Origin of the sequence: Brevibacillus gelatini (genome assembly GCF_003710935.1) — a bacterium.
Lineage (GTDB): Bacteria > Bacillota > Bacilli > Brevibacillales > Brevibacillaceae > Brevibacillus > Brevibacillus gelatini.
In genome coordinates this window covers 1-20,093 of record NZ_RHHS01000020.1, presented here as the reverse complement: position 1 = coordinate 20,093, position 20,093 = coordinate 1, and the positions used below count along the sequence as shown (strand labels likewise).

General features: G+C 54.7%; 19 protein-coding genes. 13 read left to right on the top strand and 6 right to left on the bottom strand.

Annotated elements, in window-relative coordinates; genetic code table 11:
- Positions 1 to 31 precede the first annotated feature (31 nt).
- From purM to purD, 5 genes are all read left to right on the top strand, one after another.
- Positions 32 to 1,072 carry a phosphoribosylformylglycinamidine cyclo-ligase gene (purM, locus tag EDM57_RS09115; RefSeq protein ID WP_122904464.1) on the top strand — a complete coding sequence of 347 codons (1,041 nt, stop codon included), beginning with the start codon at positions 32 to 34 and terminating at the stop codon, positions 1,070 to 1,072.
- The gene (gene purN / locus EDM57_RS09110; RefSeq protein ID WP_122904463.1) at positions 1,066 to 1,677 is read left to right on the top strand and encodes a phosphoribosylglycinamide formyltransferase; all 612 of its coding nucleotides are present in this window, start codon (positions 1,066 to 1,068) and stop codon (positions 1,675 to 1,677) included. The genes purM and purN overlap by 7 nt, the downstream gene beginning before the upstream one ends.
- 146 nt (positions 1,678 to 1,823) lie before the next feature.
- Complete coding sequence (locus tag EDM57_RS09105; RefSeq protein ID WP_122904462.1) at positions 1,824 to 2,192, top strand: hypothetical protein; 369 nt, start codon at positions 1,824 to 1,826, stop codon at positions 2,190 to 2,192.
- A 195-nt stretch (positions 2,193 to 2,387) separates the two neighbouring features.
- A complete protein-coding gene (gene purH / locus EDM57_RS09100) occupies positions 2,388 to 3,938 on the top strand; it encodes a bifunctional phosphoribosylaminoimidazolecarboxamide formyltransferase/IMP cyclohydrolase (protein ID WP_122904461.1) in 1,551 nt (516 codons plus the stop codon).
- Between the two features lie 15 nt (positions 3,939 to 3,953).
- On the top strand, positions 3,954 to 5,231 hold the full coding sequence (gene purD / locus EDM57_RS09095) for a phosphoribosylamine--glycine ligase (protein ID WP_122904460.1): 1,278 nt from the start codon (positions 3,954 to 3,956) through the stop codon (positions 5,229 to 5,231).
- Between the two features lie 70 nt (positions 5,232 to 5,301).
- On the opposite strand, the gene EDM57_RS09090 is transcribed toward purD, so the two are convergent.
- From EDM57_RS09090 to EDM57_RS09080, 4 genes are all read right to left on the bottom strand, one after another.
- A complete protein-coding gene (locus EDM57_RS09090; RefSeq protein WP_122904459.1) occupies positions 5,302 to 6,510 on the bottom strand; it encodes an MFS transporter in 1,209 nt (402 codons plus the stop codon).
- Between the two features lie 11 nt (positions 6,511 to 6,521).
- The gene (locus EDM57_RS09085; RefSeq protein WP_122904458.1) at positions 6,522 to 6,965 is read right to left on the bottom strand and encodes a MarR family winged helix-turn-helix transcriptional regulator; all 444 of its coding nucleotides are present in this window, start codon (positions 6,963 to 6,965) and stop codon (positions 6,522 to 6,524) included.
- Between the two features lie 126 nt (positions 6,966 to 7,091).
- A complete protein-coding gene (locus tag EDM57_RS23895; RefSeq protein WP_281274228.1) occupies positions 7,092 to 7,226 on the bottom strand; it encodes an EYxxD motif small membrane protein in 135 nt (44 codons plus the stop codon).
- A gap of 19 nt (positions 7,227 to 7,245) precedes the next feature.
- Complete coding sequence (locus EDM57_RS09080) at positions 7,246 to 7,782, bottom strand: YgaP family membrane protein (protein ID WP_122904457.1); 537 nt, start codon at positions 7,780 to 7,782, stop codon at positions 7,246 to 7,248.
- Between the two features lie 189 nt (positions 7,783 to 7,971).
- Between EDM57_RS09080 and EDM57_RS09075 the strand changes: the two genes are divergently transcribed.
- From EDM57_RS09075 to pdxR, 7 genes are all read left to right on the top strand, one after another.
- A complete protein-coding gene (locus EDM57_RS09075; RefSeq protein WP_122904456.1) occupies positions 7,972 to 9,726 on the top strand; it encodes an adenine deaminase C-terminal domain-containing protein in 1,755 nt (584 codons plus the stop codon).
- A gap of 315 nt (positions 9,727 to 10,041) precedes the next feature.
- The gene (locus EDM57_RS09070) at positions 10,042 to 11,283 is read left to right on the top strand and encodes a branched-chain amino acid ABC transporter substrate-binding protein (protein ID WP_122904455.1); all 1,242 of its coding nucleotides are present in this window, start codon (positions 10,042 to 10,044) and stop codon (positions 11,281 to 11,283) included.
- Positions 11,284 to 11,436: 153 nt separating this feature from the next.
- Positions 11,437 to 12,387 (top strand): branched-chain amino acid ABC transporter permease, encoded by a 951-nt coding sequence (locus EDM57_RS09065; RefSeq protein WP_122904454.1) that lies wholly within the window; start codon positions 11,437 to 11,439, stop codon positions 12,385 to 12,387.
- Between the two features lie 9 nt (positions 12,388 to 12,396).
- Positions 12,397 to 13,680, top strand: a complete 1,284-nt coding sequence (locus EDM57_RS09060; RefSeq protein WP_122904453.1) for a branched-chain amino acid ABC transporter permease — start codon at positions 12,397 to 12,399, stop codon at positions 13,678 to 13,680.
- A 21-nt stretch (positions 13,681 to 13,701) separates the two neighbouring features.
- Positions 13,702 to 14,478, top strand: coding sequence for an ABC transporter ATP-binding protein (locus EDM57_RS09055; protein WP_122904452.1), 777 nt, complete (start codon positions 13,702 to 13,704; stop codon positions 14,476 to 14,478).
- 14 nt (positions 14,479 to 14,492) lie between these two features.
- Positions 14,493 to 15,200 carry an ABC transporter ATP-binding protein gene (locus EDM57_RS09050; RefSeq protein WP_122904451.1) on the top strand — a complete coding sequence of 236 codons (708 nt, stop codon included), beginning with the start codon at positions 14,493 to 14,495 and terminating at the stop codon, positions 15,198 to 15,200.
- A 271-nt stretch (positions 15,201 to 15,471) separates the two neighbouring features.
- Positions 15,472 to 16,950, top strand: a complete 1,479-nt coding sequence (gene pdxR / locus EDM57_RS09045; protein WP_122904450.1) for a MocR-like pyridoxine biosynthesis transcription factor PdxR — start codon at positions 15,472 to 15,474, stop codon at positions 16,948 to 16,950.
- A gap of 184 nt (positions 16,951 to 17,134) precedes the next feature.
- Here the strand turns inward: pdxR and EDM57_RS09040 are convergent, their stop codons facing one another.
- Together EDM57_RS09040 and EDM57_RS09035 are read right to left on the bottom strand one after the other, a co-directional pair.
- Positions 17,135 to 18,310: an MFS transporter gene (locus EDM57_RS09040; protein WP_122904449.1), complete on the bottom strand. Its 1,176-nt coding sequence runs from the start codon at positions 18,308 to 18,310 to the stop codon at positions 17,135 to 17,137.
- 7 nt (positions 18,311 to 18,317) lie between these two features.
- Positions 18,318 to 18,776 (bottom strand): MerR family transcriptional regulator, encoded by a 459-nt coding sequence (locus tag EDM57_RS09035; protein WP_122904448.1) that lies wholly within the window; start codon positions 18,774 to 18,776, stop codon positions 18,318 to 18,320.
- A gap of 213 nt (positions 18,777 to 18,989) precedes the next feature.
- Between EDM57_RS09035 and EDM57_RS09030 the strand changes: the two genes are divergently transcribed.
- Positions 18,990 to 19,964, top strand: a complete 975-nt coding sequence (locus EDM57_RS09030; RefSeq protein ID WP_122904447.1) for an aldo/keto reductase — start codon at positions 18,990 to 18,992, stop codon at positions 19,962 to 19,964.
- The last annotated feature ends 129 nt before the right edge of the window (positions 19,965 to 20,093 follow it).

Sequence of the window (20,093 nt, the reverse complement as noted above, 5' to 3'; positions counted from 1 at the left end):
TACAAGCAACCTCTTGTAAGGGGGAGAAACGATGAGTGAAGCATACAAACAAGCGGGTGTCGACATCGATGCGGGGAACGAAGCTGTCGAACGCATGAAAAAACACGTGAAGCGGACATTCCGCCCCGAAGTGCTGACCGATTTGGGCGGCTTCGGAGCGCTGTTCCGTCTGGACACGAAAAAATACGAAAAGCCGGTTCTCGTCTCGGGAACCGATGGCGTAGGAACCAAGCTGAAACTGGCTTTTGCCATGGACAAACACGACACAATCGGGATTGACGCCGTGGCGATGTGCGTCAACGACGTCGTGGTGCAGGGCGCAGAGCCGCTCTTTTTCCTCGACTACCTGGCAGTAGACAAGGTGATCCCGGAAAAAATCGAAGCGATTGTAAGCGGGATCGCAGAAGGCTGCGCCCAGTCCGGCTGCTCGCTGATCGGCGGGGAGACGGCGGAAATGCCGGGCATGTACGCGGAGGGTGAATACGACATTGCCGGATTTACCGTAGGGGTTGTCGACGAAAGCAAAATGATTACGGGCGCGAACGTGGCAGCAGGCGACGTGCTGATCGGGCTTGCCTCCAGCGGCGTGCACAGCAACGGCTTCTCGCTCGTGCGCAAGGTGCTGTTGGCCGACAAGGGCATGTCCTTGCACGATCATGTAGACGTTCTTGGCAAAAAGCTCGGCGAGGAACTGCTGACGCCGACGCGCATCTACGTGAAGCAAGTGCTGGCTGTGCTGGAATCGCATGAAGTCAAGGCGATGGCCCACATCACAGGCGGCGGCTTTACGGAAAACATTCCGCGCGTGCTCCCGGAAAACACGCAAGCGGTCATCAACGTCGGCTCCTGGCCTGTGCTGCCGATCTTTTCGCTCGTGCAGGAAGCCGGAAACATTTCCTTCCCGGACATGTACAAAACGTTCAACATGGGCATCGGCATGATCCTTGTCGTGAAGGAAGCGGATGCAGCGAGCGTCATGGCAAAACTGAAAGAGCTCGGCGAGCAGCCGTACCTGATCGGAAACATTCAGGCGGGTGAGCGCAAAGTCGTGTACAACGGGGTGGAATGGTGAGAAAGCTGGCCATTTTCGCCTCAGGCAGCGGCTCCAACTTCGAAGCAATCGTGCAGGCTGTTCAGGCAGGACGGCTTGCGGGCGTGGAAGTCGCCCTGCTCGTCTGCGACAAGCCGCAGGCGAAGGTGCTGGAGCGCGCCGAACGTTTGGGAATCGAAGCTTTTGTATTCCAACCGAAAGAGTATGCCAGCAAGGCAGCATTTGAAGCGGAGATTGTGGCAGAGCTGCAAAAGCGCGACGTTTCGCTGGTCGTGCTGGCAGGCTACATGCGGTTGGTAGGCGAGACGCTGCTGTCTGCCTACGAAGGAAGAATCATCAATCTGCATCCGTCCCTTTTGCCCGCTTTCCCAGGCAAGGACGCGATTGGTCAGGCACTCGCTTACGGGGTAAAGATAACGGGGGTAACGGTCCATCTGGTCGATGCCGGTCTCGATTCGGGCCCGATCATCGCCCAGGTTCCCGTAGCTGTGCATGACAACGACACGGCCGAGACGCTGGCAGCGCGCATCCACGAGGTAGAGCACGGCCTGCTGATCGAAGTGATCGGCCTCTTGGTGGAAGACCGCGTCAAGCTGACGGGACGGCACGTTCAGGTCATATCGTAAAAGCAGGAAGAAGACAGACACCGTATCGTTGTGTCGATCTTCTTCCTTTTTCTGTTGAAAAGAGACAAGAGCAGTCCAACGAAGGCAAACCAAATCCGCCCTCCCGTCATACTGTAAAAAGAAGCAGGAAAAGAGGAGGGGCCGATTTGACCGGAGATTTTGTTGCGGATTTGCTGGGCAAGCTAAGCAAGAGAACAGGGCGGGAATGGACGCTGGACGATATTATGAGGCTCGCGCAAAAGTTTCCCAAAGGCGGGGGCAACCTCGACGAGCTGATGAACGAGTTGGCCGAGATGGGCCTGGACGTGCCGGAGGAGACAAAAGAGCGCGTCAAGGAACGAATGAAAAGCGGAAAGTCGATTACCATGGAAGAGTTGGGGAACATGGTTCCCAAAGAGGTCAAGGCAAAAAGCAGCAAACCGAAAAAGCCAACTAGGGCTGTTGGCAAAAGCAAGCACCTTTCTCTGGCAGAGCGTGTGAAAAAGTTGTCCGGAGGAAGCAAAAAAAAGCGCTAGGCTTCCGGCAAGTGGGAGCGGGAGGAAGCAGTCGCGAGTGCCGAACAGGCATGGGCGGCTGCGTTTGTTTTCACGGGGAAAACTCTTGATAAAAGCGTACAATTATGTTTTAATATGAAAGGAATGTTCGTGTTTTAGTGTGGCGTGAACAGCTTTCCACCATGTTTTTTTACTAAAAGTCAGGAGGTTCTATCCGTGAGTGTGAAAAAGGCGTTGATTAGCGTTTCTGACAAGACAGGATTGATTCCGTTTGCCCGTCGTTTGGCAGCTGCCGGAGTGCAGATCATTTCCACCGGAGGTACGGCGTCTCTCTTGAAAGCAGAGGGGGTTCCCGTCATCGGTATTTCCGAGGTAACCGGATTTCCCGAGATTTTGGACGGACGCGTCAAAACGCTTCATCCGAATATCCACAGCGGCCTCTTGGCTGTACGTGACAACGAAGCACATCAAAAGCAACTGAAAGACCTGAATATCGAAACAATCGATCTGGTCGTGGTCAACCTGTATCCGTTCAAGGAAACGATTGCCAAGCCAGACGTGACATACGAAGATGCGATTGAGAATATTGATATTGGCGGGCCGACCATGCTGCGCTCCGCGGCGAAAAACCACGCGTTCGTGACGGTTGTCGTGGACGCTGCCGACTATGACAAGGTAGCCGAAGAAATCGAGGCAAACGGAGATACTACGCTGGAAACGCGCCGTCGTCTGGCAGCGAAAGTATTCCGTCACACAGCGGCCTACGATGCACTGATCTCGCGCTATTTGAGCGAGCAGGTAGGCGAGCTGTTGCCGGAAAGCTACACCGTGACCTACGAAAAAGCGCAAGACCTGCGCTACGGCGAAAATCCGCACCAGCGCGCCGCTTTTTACCGCGAACCGCTGTCCAGCCAGTTGAGCATCGGCTATGCGGAGCAGTTGCACGGCAAGGAGCTTTCCTACAACAACATCAACGACGCAGACGCCGCTCTGGCGATTGTGCGTGAATTTACCGAGCCGGCTGTTGTGGCAATCAAGCACTCCAACCCATGCGGCGTAGGGATCGGCGCAGACATTCGCCAGGCGTACCAAAAAGCGTACGAAGCAGACCCGGTATCCATTTTTGGCGGCATCGTCGCGGCCAATCGCCCGATTGACAAAGATACGGCGCTCGCGATGAAAGAAATTTTCCTGGAAATCATCATCGCTCCTGATTTTACCGAAGAAGCATTGGCTGTGCTGACGGAGAAAAAGAATCTGCGTCTCTTGCGCATCCGTGGCTTGAATGAGCCTGCGAAAAAAGCGGACAATCTGTTCCGCATCGCTCCGGTCGCAGGCGGCGCACTGATCCAGGATTACGATTACAAGCAATTGGAAGAAAGTGAAATCCAGGTCGTGACGGACCGCAAGCCGACCGAAGAGGAAATGGCCCAACTGCAATTTGCCTGGAAGGTCGTCAAGCACGTGAAGTCCAACGCGATTTTGCTGGCAAAAGACAACATGACGATCGGGGTAGGCGCTGGTCAGATGAACCGCGTAGGCGCAGCGAAAATCGCCATCGAGCAGGCGGGAGAGCTGGCAAAAGGCGCTGTGCTCGCATCCGATGCCTTCTTCCCGATGCCAGATACCGTAGAAGCGGCTGCTGCGGCCGGAATTACGGCGATCATTCAGCCGGGCGGCTCGATTCGCGATCAGGATTCCATCGACGCGTGCAACCGTGCAGGCATCGCCATGGTGTTTACCGGAACTCGCCACTTCAAGCACTAACAGGAGGAAATCCCCATGAAAGTATTGGTAATTGGCGGCGGCGGCCGCGAACACGCCATTGCCTGGAAGCTTTTGCAAAGCCCGAAGGTAGAAAAGGTGTACTGCGCTCCGGGAAACGGCGGCACAGCCGAGATTGCCCAGAACGTACCGATTGGCGTCAACGATTTTGCGGCGCTGGCCCAGTTCGTCAAGGACGAAGGCATTGATTTGACTGTCGTAGGACCAGAAGATCCACTGCTCGGCGGCATCGTCGACTTTTTCCAGGAGCGCAATCTGCCGATCTTTGGGCCGAATAGCAAAGCGGCGATGATCGAAGGCAGCAAGTCGTTTGCGAAAAGCTTGATGAAACGCTACAACATCCCGACCTCTGCCTACGAGTCGTTCATCGACTACGAATCGGCGAGCGCGTATGTGCGCGAGAAAGGGGCGCCGATTGTCGTCAAGGCTGACGGTCTTGCCGCTGGAAAAGGCGTCGTCGTGGCCGAGACGGTCGAGGAAGCGGAAGAAGCGCTCCGCCAGATCATGCAGGAGAGCGTTTTTGGCGAAGCGGGTGCGCGCGTCGTCATCGAGGAGTGCATGTTTGGCGAAGAGCTGTCCCTGCTCTCCTTTGTCGACGGCGAAACTGTAAAGCCGATGGTTACTTCGCAGGATCACAAGCGCATTTTCAACGATGATCGCGGTCCGAATACAGGCGGCATGGGGACGTACGCCCCGGTTCCGCACATGTCGGCCGAACTGGTTGATACGATTGTGAAAACGATTGTTCAGCCGATGGCGTCCGGGATGGCGAAGGACGGTATTCCGTTCAAAGGGGTGCTCTACACCGGACTGATGATTACCGAACAAGGGCCAAAAGTGGTCGAGTTCAACGCCCGCTTTGGCGATCCGGAGACGCAAGTCATTTTGCCGCTTCTGGAAACGGATTTGCTCGATATTTTCGTGGCGACGGTTAACGGAGAGCTGGACGGTCTGGACGTGACCTGGAAAGAAGGAAGCGCCGTCTGCGTCGTCATGGCTGCTCCCGGCTATCCGGGCGATTATCCGAAGGGCAAGCGGATCGACGGCCTGGAAAACACGACAGAAGGCGTTACTGTATTCCATGCCGGCACCAAGCAAACAGACGAAGGCATCGTGACCAGCGGCGGCCGCGTGCTCGGCGTAGTGGGAACCGGAGCCGACCTCGAACAAGCGCGTGAAGCCGCGTATGCGTCGGTAAAGGCGATTTCGTTTGAAGGAGCGCAATACCGCACAGACATTGCGGCAAAAGCGATGAAGCACCAGCAGAAAAACTAGGCATTCATAAAAAAAGGCAGTCCCGTTCGACACTGAGGATCGAACGAGGACTGCCTTTTGCGTATCACTCTTATACGCCGATATTTTCGCCTGCCAGCTGTGTCTTCTTCCCTTTGGCTGCCGCAAGCTGCGACAACACGTACACGACGAGGAACAGCAGCATGCTGGCGGCTGACCAGCGGTACATGACCGAGTAGCCGGAATGTGTCGCAAGTATGCCAAGCAGCATGGAGCCAGCGGCGATGCCAAGATCGATGGAATTGAAGAACAGGCCGTTTGCCATGCCGCGCTGCTCCGGCCTGACGACCTTGACCATCCAGGCTTGAATCGACGGCTGGATCATGCCGTAGCCCAGTCCGTAGAAGATGGCTGAGAGCAACAGCAGCGATTCGCTGGTCGTCACGGACAGGAGCAGCAGGCTGACGCCTACGAAGATCGCGCCGGGCGGCAGAACGGCCATATGACCCTTGCGATCGTACAGCTTGCCGGAAAAAGGCCGGATCAAGATCATGGCGAGCGCATTGGCGAGGAAAAACCAGCCTACGTTGGCAATGTGCGCTTCTTTTCCGTACAAGGCCAAAAAGCTCAAAATCCCGCCATACGTGATGGACAGGCAAAAATTCAGGCTGACGGGCAAAAGCAGCTTTTTGTCAAAATAGCGGGCAACCCCTTTGACGGTTGCTGCCTGGGTTGCTGGCGCCATGCGCAGGTTGTAGGAGCGGATCATGTGCGCCAACGGGAAAATCGCTGCCACGAGCAGCACGAGCGTCAACAGCATCGGACCAATTCCGAACGATTGCAGGATGCCAAGCCCAATCAGCGGGCCGAGCGCCATCGCCAGACTGGTGGAAAGGCCGAAGTAGCCCATCCCTTCCCCGATTCGCCGGACGGGAATGACGTTGGACACGACCGTCGGAAACGCGGTGCTGCCCATGCCAAAGCCGATGCCGACGAGAACGCGAAAAAACAAAAACAGGGCAATATGTCCTGCCCAGTAGTAGCCCGCGCTGAAAATCCCGACGGTGCACAGCGCCAATAGCGCGATCACCTTGCTGTTTTTCGTCCGCAAGGCTTCCCCGGTGAAGGCGCGTGCGACGACCGCTGCCAGACAAAACAGGCTGATGACCAGGCTGACGACAAAATCGTTCGCCTGATACGTCTGCTTTACGTAGGCAGGAAACGTGGGCGTCTGCATCTGGATCGCCAGGAACAACAGCGTGTTGCATAAAGTCAAAAGGACGAAATCCTTCGTCCACAGTTTCTCTCTACTCTCCCCCAAGATGTCATCTCCTATTCGTGTGTATGGCGGTTTACGTTCTCATTGATCGCAAGCAATATTTCCCGCAAAAAAGCGAGCTTTTCCGGTGAAATACCTGCAAATACATCCGCGATTGCCCTGGCCTCTGCGGGAATGGCCTGTTCAATCCGCTCCCTGCCATTCGGCGTGAGCGTGATGAGATAGGCGCGGCGATCCTGTTCGCTCAGCTTTTTTTCAATCCACCCTTTTTTCTGCAGGTTGTCGAGAATGCGGGTCATGGTCGGCTGGTCCTTGGCAGAGCGCAAAGCCAGCTCCTTCTGGTTGATTCCGTCCTCTTCCCGAAGCCGGTACAAGACGGCAAACTGCTCCGTCGTCAGGTCAAATTCGCGCAAAAACAGGGACACATAATGAATCAGGCGTCTGTACGTATTGCCGATCAGAAAGCCGATCGGTTCCTTTTGCCAATGGTCGATCATGCGAAGAACCTTCCTTTGTTCGCGAAATTAATTGCTTTGACAATTATATGTCTGGCAATTAATTTTGTAAATGGAAAAACCGCCTGCGAAAAGACGAGGCGGTTGGTTTCCTTTTGGGCTGTCAGCTTATTGCCGATAGCGTCCTTTTCGCTTGGAGGCGTAAAAAACGTAGTAGCCCACTACGCCAATGGCACCGACGATCATGGCTGCGACAAACAGATTGTGGGACAGCCATTCATAGAGGGGAGTTCCGACGATCATGTGCAGCGTCTCCTCTTTTCTACGAGTAAGTAGGGTAGTTTGTACTGCTGTCGTCCTTTTCCTGGGAGCGGTAGGAAATGAACTCGCGGGCAGCTTGTTCGATCAACTGGTCTTCGGCAGACAGCTTGCCTTTTTCCGGTTTGTTTTGCTGCGTCGCGGCATTCGTGTTTGCAGCAGCAGCCTGCGACTTGGCAGTTTGTGTGTCTGCGGCGGCTGTATTCGTAGCGCTTGACTCCTGTTTGTTGTGCTCCTTGCCTTTGGCGGAAGAACCGCTGATTGCGCCCGTCACCTGGTTCATGACGGTTTGAATCCCTTTTTGCTTCATTTGGTCCATCATGCCCGACATGCCTTTTGCCTTGATCGTGTTGATGCCCAGCGCTTTGTACATCGGGCAAAAGCGGGTGGCGCCTTCCGCAACCTTCATCGCGGAGAAAGCCATCAGCAGCCAGGGGGCATTGTGCGGGCGACGGCTCATTTTGCCGATGCCGTAAGCCAGTCCCAAAAGCCCCCCGGTTATGCGGATGATCGCATCCGTGGTTCCAACGTTTCTTTGCATTTGTACAGGCCTCCTGTCGCGTCTTTTACGCATAGTCTGTGATAAAGGCAAAAGGACAACCCGTGGAAATTGCAGGACGAAGTGTCGCGGCAAGCAGGGGAAGTCTTTGCGGGCGGCGAACAGTTAAGTGAAATGAGCGACCGCTCAGTTGATGCGGACGACAATGGACAGCGAGAGGAGAGAAAAAGCATGCGAGTTCGAGCTTTATCAGAGGAAGCGTACCGGAATCTGCTCCGTGTGAGCAAAAGACAGGCGCCAGCCAGCCTGTGGATCAAGGGGGCCAGCGTCCTGAACGTGTTTACAAAAGAATGGCAGGAGCACCATGTCGTCGTGGCAGGCGAGCGGATTGCCTATGTGGGGGAAAAGGAGCCGCTCACGGACGAGCATACGGTGATCGTCGAAGCGAATGGAAAGTATGTGGTGCCCGGATACATCGAGCCGCACGCCCATCCTTTCCAATGGTACAATCCGTTCACACTGGCGGACTTCGCACTGGAGCGGGGGACGACTACACTCGTGTCCGACACCTTGATGCTGATGAGTTTGCCGCCTGGGCAAGTGGCAGCGCTGATGGAGTCTTTGTCCGCCCATCCGGTCAAGCAGTTTTTCTGGGCGAGACTCGATCCGCAAACGGGCAAAGAGCATCCGCAATTCACAAAAGAAGGTCTGGCCCGCATGCTGGAGCATCCCCTCGTCGTCCAGGGCGGGGAACTGACGAACTGGTCCGGCGTGCTGCAGGAGGACGAGACCCTGTTGTTTGGTTTGAAGCATGCGCGCGATCTGGGGAAAAGAATGGAGGGGCATCATCCCGGAGCCTCGTACGAAACGCTGAACATCGCAGGAGCGGCCGGAATCACTGCCTGTCACGAAGGGATTACGGCGGAGGATTTGCTGCAGCGGCTCAGGCTTGGCATGTACGCCACCCTTCGCCATTCCTCGATTCGCCCTGATTTGCCGGAGCTGGTGCGAGGATGGCTCGCGCTCGGGCTTCCGTGGTCGCCCCGGATGATGCTGACGTCGGATGGCAGCACCCCGCCCATGCACCGAAACGGCTTCATGGACGGGACGATTCGCGTCGCGATTGAAGCGGGCATGCCGCCGGAGGAAGCTTATGTGATGGCGACGCTGAATCCGGCTGTCTACTACGGGTTTGACGCCGAGCTGGGCAGTATCGCGCCCGGCAGAATCGCAGATATGCTGCTTTTGCAAGCCAGGGACGAGCCTGCGCCGCTCGCGGTTTTTGCCAACGGACAAAAGGCCGCGGAAGTAGGCAGGCTGCTCGTGCCAACAATCGAGCCGCGCTGGGCGGACTACTCGTTTTCGCCCGTCGATTCCCTGCAGGAAAGAACGCAAGCCGAATGGTTCACGCTGCGCCCGGATACAGAGGGGATGGCTCCTGTGCTGAACATGCAAAACGCCGTCATTACCCGTATGACGCTGGAAAAACTGCCTGTAGACGAGAGCGGCTTCGTCTCCCTGGCGCACGATCCGCAGCTGGCCCTGATCGTCAGCGTCGATCCCTCCGGGAAAAGGCGCACAGCAGCGGTACTGCGCGGCTATGGCGAGCATATCGAGGGCCTGGCCAGCTCCTACACAGCATCCGGCGACTGGCTGGTCATCGGGCGTGATCCGCAGGCGATGGCGGCGGCGCTTGCGCGAGTCAGGGAAATCGGAGGCGGTGTCGTGCTGATCGACAAGGAAAAGATTTCCTGCGAGTGCCCGTTGCCGCTTGCGGGAAAATTTTCCCCAGCCCCCATGGAGGAAGTGATTGCCATGGCGGAAAATTTGACGGCCAAGCTGCGGGAAAAAGGACACGTGCATCTCGATCCGCTCTACTCGCTGTTGTTTTTCACCGCCACCCACCTGCCATATGCGCGGCTTACTGCGGATGGAATCGCAGACGTAAAAACGGGACAAATCCTGGTTCCGGCGCTCCCTCTGTAACAGGGGGAGCGTTTATTTGATAGGGTAAATTTGATGGATAACATTAACGCTTTGCTATGTTAAAGCAAAGATATAATTATTTGATTTCAATAGAACGGAATGAAATCACGAGTATGTAAGGATCAGATATATGATCGTAAAAAATATTTTACCTCTTGTAAATTATCAGATTTATTTTACAATAAAAATAACCAAGCCGCATCTATTCTTCTGTCCGAACAAAATGAGTGATCGCATCGTCGCAGCCTGGTAGGTAGGGTAGATCGTCTGGCGAGGACAAAAATAAAGAATAATTAAAGGGGGATTCAATTCCGCATGAAAAAACTCTCTCACATCAGTATTTTATCTGCGGTATTGGCGACGAGTGTGGCACTCACTGGTTGCGCGGGAACCAGCAATTCATCAGGTGGATCTAACACAAGTGGAGGTGGTCAGCAGTCGACCGACCAGTCCAGCGCTTCTGGTGGCGGAGCAACAGACGGTGGTGTCATTAAAATCGCAACCCAAACTCCCCTCTCCGGGAACCAGTCCTCTCTTGGAGACGCGATCAAGACAGGAGCCGAATACGCACTGAACCTTCGCAAAGAAGAGTTCAAAAAGCTCGGCTTCGACATCCAGCTCTTCCCGCAGGACGACCAGGCGGACCCGAAAATCGGCGTATCCAATGCGGAAATGCTCATTTCCAACCCTGATGTGTACGGGGTCGTTGGCCATCTGAACTCCGGTGTAGCGATTCCATCGTCCGTGAAATACGAGGAAGGCAATCTGGTCATGGTGTCTCCTGCCAATACGGCGGTCAAGCTTACGGAAGAAGGCAAGAAAACCGTACACCGGATTTGTGCCCGTGACGACGCTCAAGGACCAAAAGCGGCCATGTACGCGAAAAACACGCTCGGCGTGAAAACAGCTTTTATTATTCATGATAAGACAGCGTACGGCCAAGGTTTGAGCGACCAGGTCAAACTGCAGTTTGAAAAAGACGGCGTGCAAATTCTCGGTTACGAAGGGATCACGCAAGGTGAAAAAGATTACAGTGCCGTACTGAACCAGGTAACGGCCAAGAACCCTGACATCATCTTCTTCGGGGGACTTTATCCAGAAGGTGGAATTCTCGTCAAGCAAGCCCGTGAAAAAGGTTACAAGGGATATTTTATGGGTGGCGACGGCTTGGACTCTTCTGATATGATTAAAATAGCCGGCGATGCTGTCGAAGGAGTTGTGTTTACATCAGTGGCAGGTGACGTGACACAAACCGAAGAGGGCAAGAAGTGGGCTGAAGAGTACAAGAAAGCGACCAACAAGCCTCTTGAAACCTATTCCGTCTACGGTTTCGACTCCATGAACGTCATCCTCAACGGCGTCATGGAAGCAATCAAAGCGAACGGTGGCAAAAAACCAACGCGTGAGCAAGTACTCGAAGCAGTTCACAAAACCAAAGATTTCCAAGGGCAATTTACGAAAGTTACCTTTGATGAAAAAGGTGACAACGTAAACGCAGATGTATTCATTTACAAGTATGACAAGGACAAGTCCACTTTTGTAGGCAAGGCCGAGTAATCACAGCCAACATCACCGTACACTCTTTCCTGCCTCATACAGTCCGGGGCGGCACGCTTGTGTTCGCCCCTTTCTACTGAAACTCACGTCCAGTCATAGGGATGAATGCAGAAAATTTTTACAAGTTTATTGAGAAGTGAGGGATGGGAAGGCATGCTCAACATTTTGCCTCAGGTGTTGGTTGACGGATTAACACTTGGATTCATGTATGCGGTTGTGGCCCTGGGCTACACAATGGTTTACGGTATTTTGGAATTCATCAACTTTGCTCATGGGGAAATTTTCATGGTCGGGGCATTTGTCGGTACAGAGGTATTGCTGATCTCTGACTCCCTGGGCGCTCTGGAAGGCATGAATCCTTTTGTCGCACTATTCTTGACACTGATAATTGCCATGGTGCTTACAGGTGCGCTCGGAGTGGGAATCGAGCGGATTGCCTATCGGCCGCTGCGTGGAGCGCCGCGTCTCGTGCCACTGATTTCTGCCATCGGTGTATCGTTCTTGCTGCAAGACCTTGTTCGTTTTACGGAAGCGCTGGCTCGTAACGAATTTTATCTGAACAGTCCCACTCTTTTTACTGGTTCGATTTCTTTGGGCAGTATCGCTTCGATTCCAACCAAGGGCTTGATCGTCATTGTGATTGCCATTGTGATGATGATTGCGCTGACGCTGTTTGTTAACAAGACAAAATGGGGAATCGCCATGCGTGCCGTAGCGCAGGATCAGAGCACGGCTTCGCTGATGACCATAAATGTGGACAAAGTAATCATGCTTACGTTCTTGATCGGTTCCAGCCTTGGTGGAGCGACAGGCGTGCTGTTTGCGCAAAACTACGGTACGATTGACCCTTATATCGGCTTTATTCTCGGTTTGAAGGCATTTACCGCAGCCGTTCTCGGCGGGATCGGCAACCTGCGCGGAGCTATGGTGGGCGGCGTGCTGCTGGGCCTTTTGGAATCGCTTTCCGGCGCATTCATGGGGCCACTGACCAACGGCGCATTCGGTGCCGAGTACAAAGATGTGTTTGCGTTCAGCATTCTAATCCTCGTGCTTCTCTTCAAGCCGGAAGGGCTGTTTGGCGAAGCTGTGAAAGAGAAAGTGTAGGTGAAACCAATGGCAAATCTGGCCTGGAAAACGTTCAAAGGAATTCCGCTCGCGCTCACGTTGGTTTGGATTGCCGTCTTTGCGGCTGCGTTGCACTTCATGGACAAATCCGTTATCGCGTTTCTCGGCATTCTCTCCTCGATCGTGCTCGTCTATTACACGAATACGTCCAAGACGATCAAACTGGTTATCGGGGCTGCCGTCCTGCTCGTCATCATTCCGCTCGTTGCCGGTGAAAACCGCTACTACATGGAGGTTGCTTCACAGGTAGGCATCTACGTGGCGATGGCGCTCGGACTGAACATCGTAGTCGGTTTCGCGGGTCTGCTTGACTTGGGATACGTCGCCTTCTTCGCTGCCGGTGCGTATGCTTACGCGATCTTCTCGACCTCGCAAGCGAATGAGTTTATCGCAGGGAACCTGTTCCCGCTCTCTGGTGAATGGTTCTGGCCGTTCCTCATCGTCGGCCTGATCGTGGCAGCGATTTTCGGGATATTGCTCGGTCTGCCGGTGTTGCGGGTAAAAGGGGACTACCTCGCCATTGTTACGCTCGGTTTTGGTGAGATTATTCGGATTATTTTTAATAACCTGGACAAACCGATCAACATTACAAACGGTCCGCAAGGGATTACCCCCATTCCGTCGCCGGAACTGTTCGGCATCAAGATGGGGACGCCGTTTTTCTTCTACTTCATCGTTCTGTTCGTGATCGCCTTTATCGTCCTGGCGAATATCCGCTTTGAGCATTCCCGTCTGGGCCGTGCCTGGATCGCGGTGCGCGAGGATGAGCTGGCGGCACAGTCCATGGGGATCTCGCTGCTGAATGCGAAGCTGGCCGCGTTTGCTACAGGCGCTTCCTTCGCAGGTGTGGTCGGAGTTATTTTCGCAGCCAAGCAGACCTTTATCGATCCGACTTCCTTTACGCTGATGGAATCGATCGGGATTCTGGTCATGGTCATTCTCGGCGGCAGCGGAAGCATTCCGGGCGTCGTGCTTGGAGCCGCTTTTGTTACCATTTTGCAGGTGCAGCTCCTGAAAGAGTTCTCCAACTTCCTGCACAGCCTGCAGCAATCCGGAATTATCAACCTGCCGAACCAGTTGGACCCGTCCAAGTTCCAGCGGCTCGTTTTCGGGATCATGCTGATTCTCGTAGCCTTGTATCGTCCGAACGGACTGATTCCGGCCAAACGGAAAAAGAGCGATCTCGACGCGATCAAAGAGAGCGAATTCAGCAAGCAAAAGCTGGGAATTCTCGGCAAGCTGTCCCAATTGGCTTCTGGCAAGCAGTCATAGCGGACGAGGAGGGAAAAAGGCATGGCATTGTTGGAAGCAAAAAACTTGACGAAGCGTTTTGGCGGACTGGTCGCCAACCAGGATGTCTCGATTTCGATAGAAAAAGGAAGCATTACCGCTGTTATCGGTCCGAACGGGGCCGGGAAAACGACCTTTTTCAACATGATTACCGGATTTTACGAGCCGGATGAGGGAGAAATTCTCCTGGACGGCAAAAGCATCAAAGGGCTGCGTCCCGATCAGATCGCAAGCCGCGGGATTACCCGGACGTTCCAAAACATCCGGCTGTTCAAAGAAATGACGGCGCTGGAAAACGTGATGGTCGGCGTTCACAGCCGCTTGTCGGCCGGGCTGCTCGGCATTTTGTTCAACACCAAGCGTGTGCGGGTAGAAGAAGAAAAGGCACGCGTAGAAGCGTATCAGCTTCTGGAGTACGTAGGCATTGAGCATATTGCCAACGAAGCGGCTGGCAGCCTGCCATACGGTTTGCAGCGCCGGTTGGAAATCGCTCGGGCGATGGCGACGAATCCGCAGATCATTTTGCTCGACGAGCCTGCGGCAGGGATGAACCCGCGCGAGACAGTCGAGATGACTGATTTTATCCGCAAGCTGAAACGCGAGCTTGACCTGACGATTATCCTGATCGAGCATGACATGAAGCTGGTCATGGGACTCAGCGAATACATTCACGTACTGGACTATGGCCGGAAAATTGCGGAGGGCACGCCGGAGCAAATCCGTAACAACCCGAACGTAATCGAAGCCTACCTCGGAAAAAGTGCGTCGGAAGTGTCGTAGAAGGAGGAAAAACGATGGCATTGCTAGAGCTGAATAACGTTCATACCTATTACGGCGGTATCCACGCATTGAAGGGATTGAGCATTACCGTCAACCAGGGCGAGGTTGTCACCTTGATCGGTTCCAACGGGGCGGGAAAATCGACCACCCTGAAAACGATCTGCGGTCAAACTCGCGCCAGGGAAGGCAAAGTGATCTTCAACGGCAAGGATATCACCCAGATGCGTACCCACGATATTGCCAGTGCGGGAATCGCCCATGTGCCGGAAGGCCGCCGGATTTTTCCAAAGCTGACTGTACGTGAAAATCTGGAAATGGGAGCCTTCGGCGTATCGGATAAAAAGATGATCGAGGAAGGAATCGAACGTGCTTTTACCTACTTCCCGCGTCTCAAGGAACGGATCGACCAAAAAGGCGGCACGATGTCCGGCGGTGAGCAGCAAATGCTGGCGATCGCGCGTGGACTGATGATGAAGCCGAAAATTCTCATGCTCGATGAGCCGTCAATGGGCTTGGCTCCGATCCTCGTCGAACAAATTTTTGACATCGTTACAGAGCTGAACAAGGAAGGTATGACGATCCTGTTGGTAGAGCAAAACGCGAACCAGGCCCTCTCTGTAGCTCATCGCGGCTATGTGATCCAGACAGGAGAAATCATCTTGAAGGACGACGCCCAGACTCTGCTGGCAAATCCACAGGTTCGGGAAGCGTATCTCGCGTAACAAGCGACCTGCTACAGACAATCGGATAAGCCGGGGGCCGATGGAGAATATTCTCCGTCGGCCTTTCTTTTCCCAAAAGCAGCGGATCAAAGCGTGACCACTGGACGTGGAGAAGCGCTGGTTGCGCCTGCGTGCAGACAAGTGTGCCGAATTGGTTTGAAATGTACAAATTTTCTGATATAAACAAGCATAGACCGACTTGCCCTTCGTGAACATGTGCAGATTGAAAAAAGGGAGGCAGGTCAGTTGGCAGGAGAGGAGAAAACAGAATATGCTAGACGTCAGTCCCCATCTGGTTGAGGGCAAAGAAGCGTTGTATTTGCAGCTCTATCGGTATTTTCGCGCAGAAATCCAGGCGGGCAAGCTGTCTTCGGGGACGCGGCTGCCATCTGTACGGGCCTTGAGCGGATTTTTGCAGGTCAGCAAAACAACTGTGGAGTGCGCCTATCATCAGCTTTTGGCAGAAGGGTACATTGAGAGTCGGGAGCGCAGCGGCTTTTATGTCGTAGATGTGGAGTGGGACGGCCCGCTGGGGGAGCGTTTGGGAAAAAAGCCAGCCCAGACCACGGGTGCTGTTGGCGCTTCGGCTGTCGCAAGCGGATGCAGGCAAAAGGCTGCGGAACAGCCAGACGGGCACCCCGTCCCGATTCGCTACGATTTTCACCAGGCTCGGGTAGATGCGGAGCACTTCCCTTATGAGCGCTGGCGCAAATATACCAACCAGTGCATGCAAAAAGAGAACCGCAACGTGCTGCATTACGGCGACAGGCAGGGGGAGCCGCTTTTGCGGGAGGAGCTTGCCCGCTACTTGAGCCGCGCTCGCGGGGTGCAGGCGACACCGGAGCAGATTGTGATCGGTGCGGGTACGCAAATCATGATTAGCTTGCTCGGCTTTTTGTTCGGCCCGCGCGGACAGGCTGTCGCCATGGAGGAGCCTGGCTACAACGGGGTTCGTTTTGTGTTTGCTCGCCTTGGCTTTGACATATGTCCGATCCGGCTGGAGGAGGACGGGATCGACGTTGAAGCGCTCGGTAAAAGCGGGGCGAGATATGTGTACATTACCCCTTCTCATCAGGACCCTTCGGGGATCGTCATGCCGTATGGAAAGCGGTTGAAGCTGCTGCAATGGGCGAACCAGACAGGCGGCTATATTATCGAGGATGACTACGACGGAGAGTTTCGCTATCACGGCCGACCGATTCCTTCTCTCCAGGGGCTGGATACACACGGACGGGTCATTTACCTTGGGACGTTCTCCAAGGCGCTGCTGCCGTCCATTCGCATCAGCTACATGGTACTGCCGCAGGAGTTGCTGGCCATATACCGGGAGCAGTTGGCGGATTACGAGCAGTCGGCATCGCGGATTCACCAGGAGACACTGGCTTTGTTCATGAAAAACGGAGACTGGGAGCGCCATATTCGCAAGATGCGCACGCTCTACCGCAAAAAGCACGATGCGATGCTGCACATTTTGCAGGAGCAGCTCGGGCCTTACATTTTGCTGAAAGGGCAGGATGCCGGCCTGTCGGTGACGGTCGAGGTGAGCAGCGACCGTACGGCTTTGGAGCTTGCCCAAATAGCGGCTGCGGCGGGAGTGCGTGTCTACCCCACCTCGCACAAATGGATGGAACCGCAGTACAAAGGACTTCCTGCCTTCCAGTTTGGCTTTGGCGGATTGACGACGGAAGAGATGGACGCGGGCATCCGGCTTTTGCAAAAGGTGTGGGGTCCGTACCTGCGGAAGCGCTGAGGCAGCTTGCGCAAGACGGTGGCGGTTCGCGGTATTTTCGCACACGCTGGGAAGACTCACCAACAAGGCGTATCGGCCAGAGCAAAGCGAGTGCACCTGGTTGGCGAAGGACAGAAAAAAGGAAAAGGCACCTGACCCTGTGCAAAAGTGCGCAGCGGTACAGGTGCCTTTTTCTTTCTTGGTTTTAATGGACGCTTGCCAAATGGCGGCGCCCGAGTGACAGCGCCATAATACTGACCAGTACGACGAGTGCACCGACGTAGAACGGTACCTGGGACGAATACCATTCCGCGAGCTTGCCTGCCAGCCAGGGGGCAATCGCCCCGCCGACAAAGCGGACGAAGCTGTACGCGGACGAGGCTACTGCGCGCTCGACCGGAGCGACATCCATGACGACCGTGGTCAAAATCGTGTTGATAATCCCCAAAATCGCTCCGGCGACAGCAATCGCGACGACCAATCCCGTCTGCGAGGAAACAGCGAAACCCATGTACGCCAGATCAACCGCAAGCAAGAGCAGCATGACGTACAAGGTAGGGACGGAGCCGAAGCGATCGGTCAGCTTGGGCGCAACGATCACGGACGTAATCGCGAGCAGGACGCCCCAGAAAAAGAAGACCAGCCCTAGGCTGTGCTCATCCATGTGCAGGACAAACGGCGAATAGGCGAGCAGGGTGAAGAAGCCGAAGTTGTAAAGCAGCGCCGTTACCGCCATCGTAAAAAGACCGGGAAAGCGCAGGGCGCGGAACGGATCGAGCAGCGAGGTGCGTTTTTTTGGCTTCGGCACTTCATTTAATAGAACAAAGACAGCGAGAAAAGCAATCGCCATCAAGAGGGACACGCCGAAAAACGGACCGCGCCAGCTAATCCCTCCGAGCAAGCCGCCGAGAAGCGGGCCGACTGACATTCCCAGTCCGATCGCCGCTTCGTACAGAACAATCGCCGAGGCAGTACCGCCGCTCGCGACGCTGACGATCACGGCCAAAGCCGTCGAAATAAAGAACGCATTGCCAATCCCCCAGCCGGCGCGGAACCAGACGATTCCGTTGACGGAGTTGGCCATGCCGCCCAAAAAAGCAAAGACGATAATAGCGAGCAAGCCGAACAGCATGGTTCGTTTCGGGCCGATGCGGCTGGACAGCCATCCGGTAATGAGCATGGTCACTCCGGTCATCAGCATGTAGCTGGTAAACAACAAAGACACCTGGCTCGGCGTCGCCTGCAGCTTGGCGGCAATCGCGGGCAAAATCGGGTCGACAAGCCCGATTCCCATAAAGGCCACGACACAGGCAAACGCTACCGCGTAAGCCGATTTTGGCTGCTGTAAAATCGAGCGTAATGAATGCGCGTCAGAAGACATGGATGTGCTACCTCCTTGTTGCTATTTTTTCCAATTCCATTCGTTTAGTGACGATGCGTTCCAGCTTTTCCTCGTATGATTGCAGCAGCTCTTGCATTCTGGTCATTTTCCCGAGCAAAATGTCTCGCTGGGTGCCGAGCGTCTTTTCCAGTGTTTTCAATGTCTCAATTCGTCTCAACAATTCCTCGCCTTCAAGCTCGCGTCCCATGTAGTGCTGGTGGTAAAACTCGCGCTGCTCCTCGTATTTGCGTCCCAGCTCCATCATTTCCTTGATCTCGGCGAGCGAAGCGCCGAGCAAGTCGCGGATGTCTTTGACGCGGAGAATCTGCTCGACATCCTCGTCCGTGTACATCCGGTAGCCCCCCTTGGTCCTGCCGGACGGAGACACCAAGCCCAGTTCTTCGTAATAGCGCAGCGCCCGCTTGGTCAAATTCGTTTTTTGCGCAACTTCGTCGATTCGGTACATCGCGTCGGTTCCTTTCTGATCTGATAGTAGCTGATTTTATGAGTCGTTTTTTTCATAACTATAACCTTAACGTAAACGTTATGGTTAGACAATCTGCAAATGTGCTCTTATTGTGTGGTTTTTCAGGTAAAAACATGAAATTACCCAACAAATACGAGATAATAGAAGAGCCTTTACACAAGCCATTTCCATGAAAAGAGGAGGTCTGCCATCATGAAATACTACCGTTTGGGAAAAAGCGGCCTGAAGGTTTCAGCGCTGGGCCTGGGAACCAATTCATTTGGGGGACGCGCCGATGAAAAGACATCCGTAGAGATTATCCATACCGCAATCGACAACGGAATCACGTTCATTGATACGGCCAATATTTACACGCAAACCGAATCCGAGCGGATCATCGGGCTCGCGCTGGAGGGAAAACGGCATGAGGTCGTGTTGGCGACGAAGGCTGGTCTGGTCAAAGGGGACGGGCCGAACGAGCGAGGCTCGTCGCGCTATCATCTGATGCGCGAGCTGGAAGACAGCCTGAAACGGCTGCGGACAGACTACGTGGACTTGTACCAGATCCATACCTTCGACCCGGAGACGCCGTTGGAAGAGACGTTGCGCGCCCTGGATGACATGGTGCGTTCCGGCAAGGTGCGCTACATTGGGGCGTCGAACTACGCGGCGTGGGAGCTGATGAAGGCAATCGGGATCAGCGAAAAGGAAGGGCTGAACCGCTACGTCTCGACACAGGTCAGCTATTCGCTCGCGGACCGCACGCCGGAGCGCGAGCTGGTGCCGATGTGTCTCGACCAGGGCGTGGGCATCATCCCGTACTTCCCGTTGGCGGGGGGCATTTTGACCGGAAAATATACGAGCGTGGACAAAGCTCCGGCAGGATCTCGCGCCGATAAAGAGCCGCGCTTTGTCCAGAGGCTGAGTGCGGAAAATGTGGCGCTCGGGCAGCGAGTAAGTGCGGTAGCAGCCGAGCTGGGCGTATCTCCAAGCGTGCTGTCGCTCGCCTGGCTGATGCACAAGCCGGCTGTTTCGACCGTGATCGTGGGGGCGACCAGCGTAGACCAGCTCACGGATAACGTGCAGAGCGCTTCGTTTGCACTCGATGCGGAAACGATGGAGAAGCTGGACCGCCTGAGCGACCCGTACCGTCACGGAGAGCCGTTTGCGGTGTACCGTCTGTCGTAGCTTGTCTGAAACAGAAAAAGGGACTGTCCGAAAAGGGCAGTTTTCCAATCTGAAACATGGATATATCAACGTTTCTGGCAGACAAAAGGGGCGTCTCGAAGTCGAAATACGACTTTTTATACGAAAATG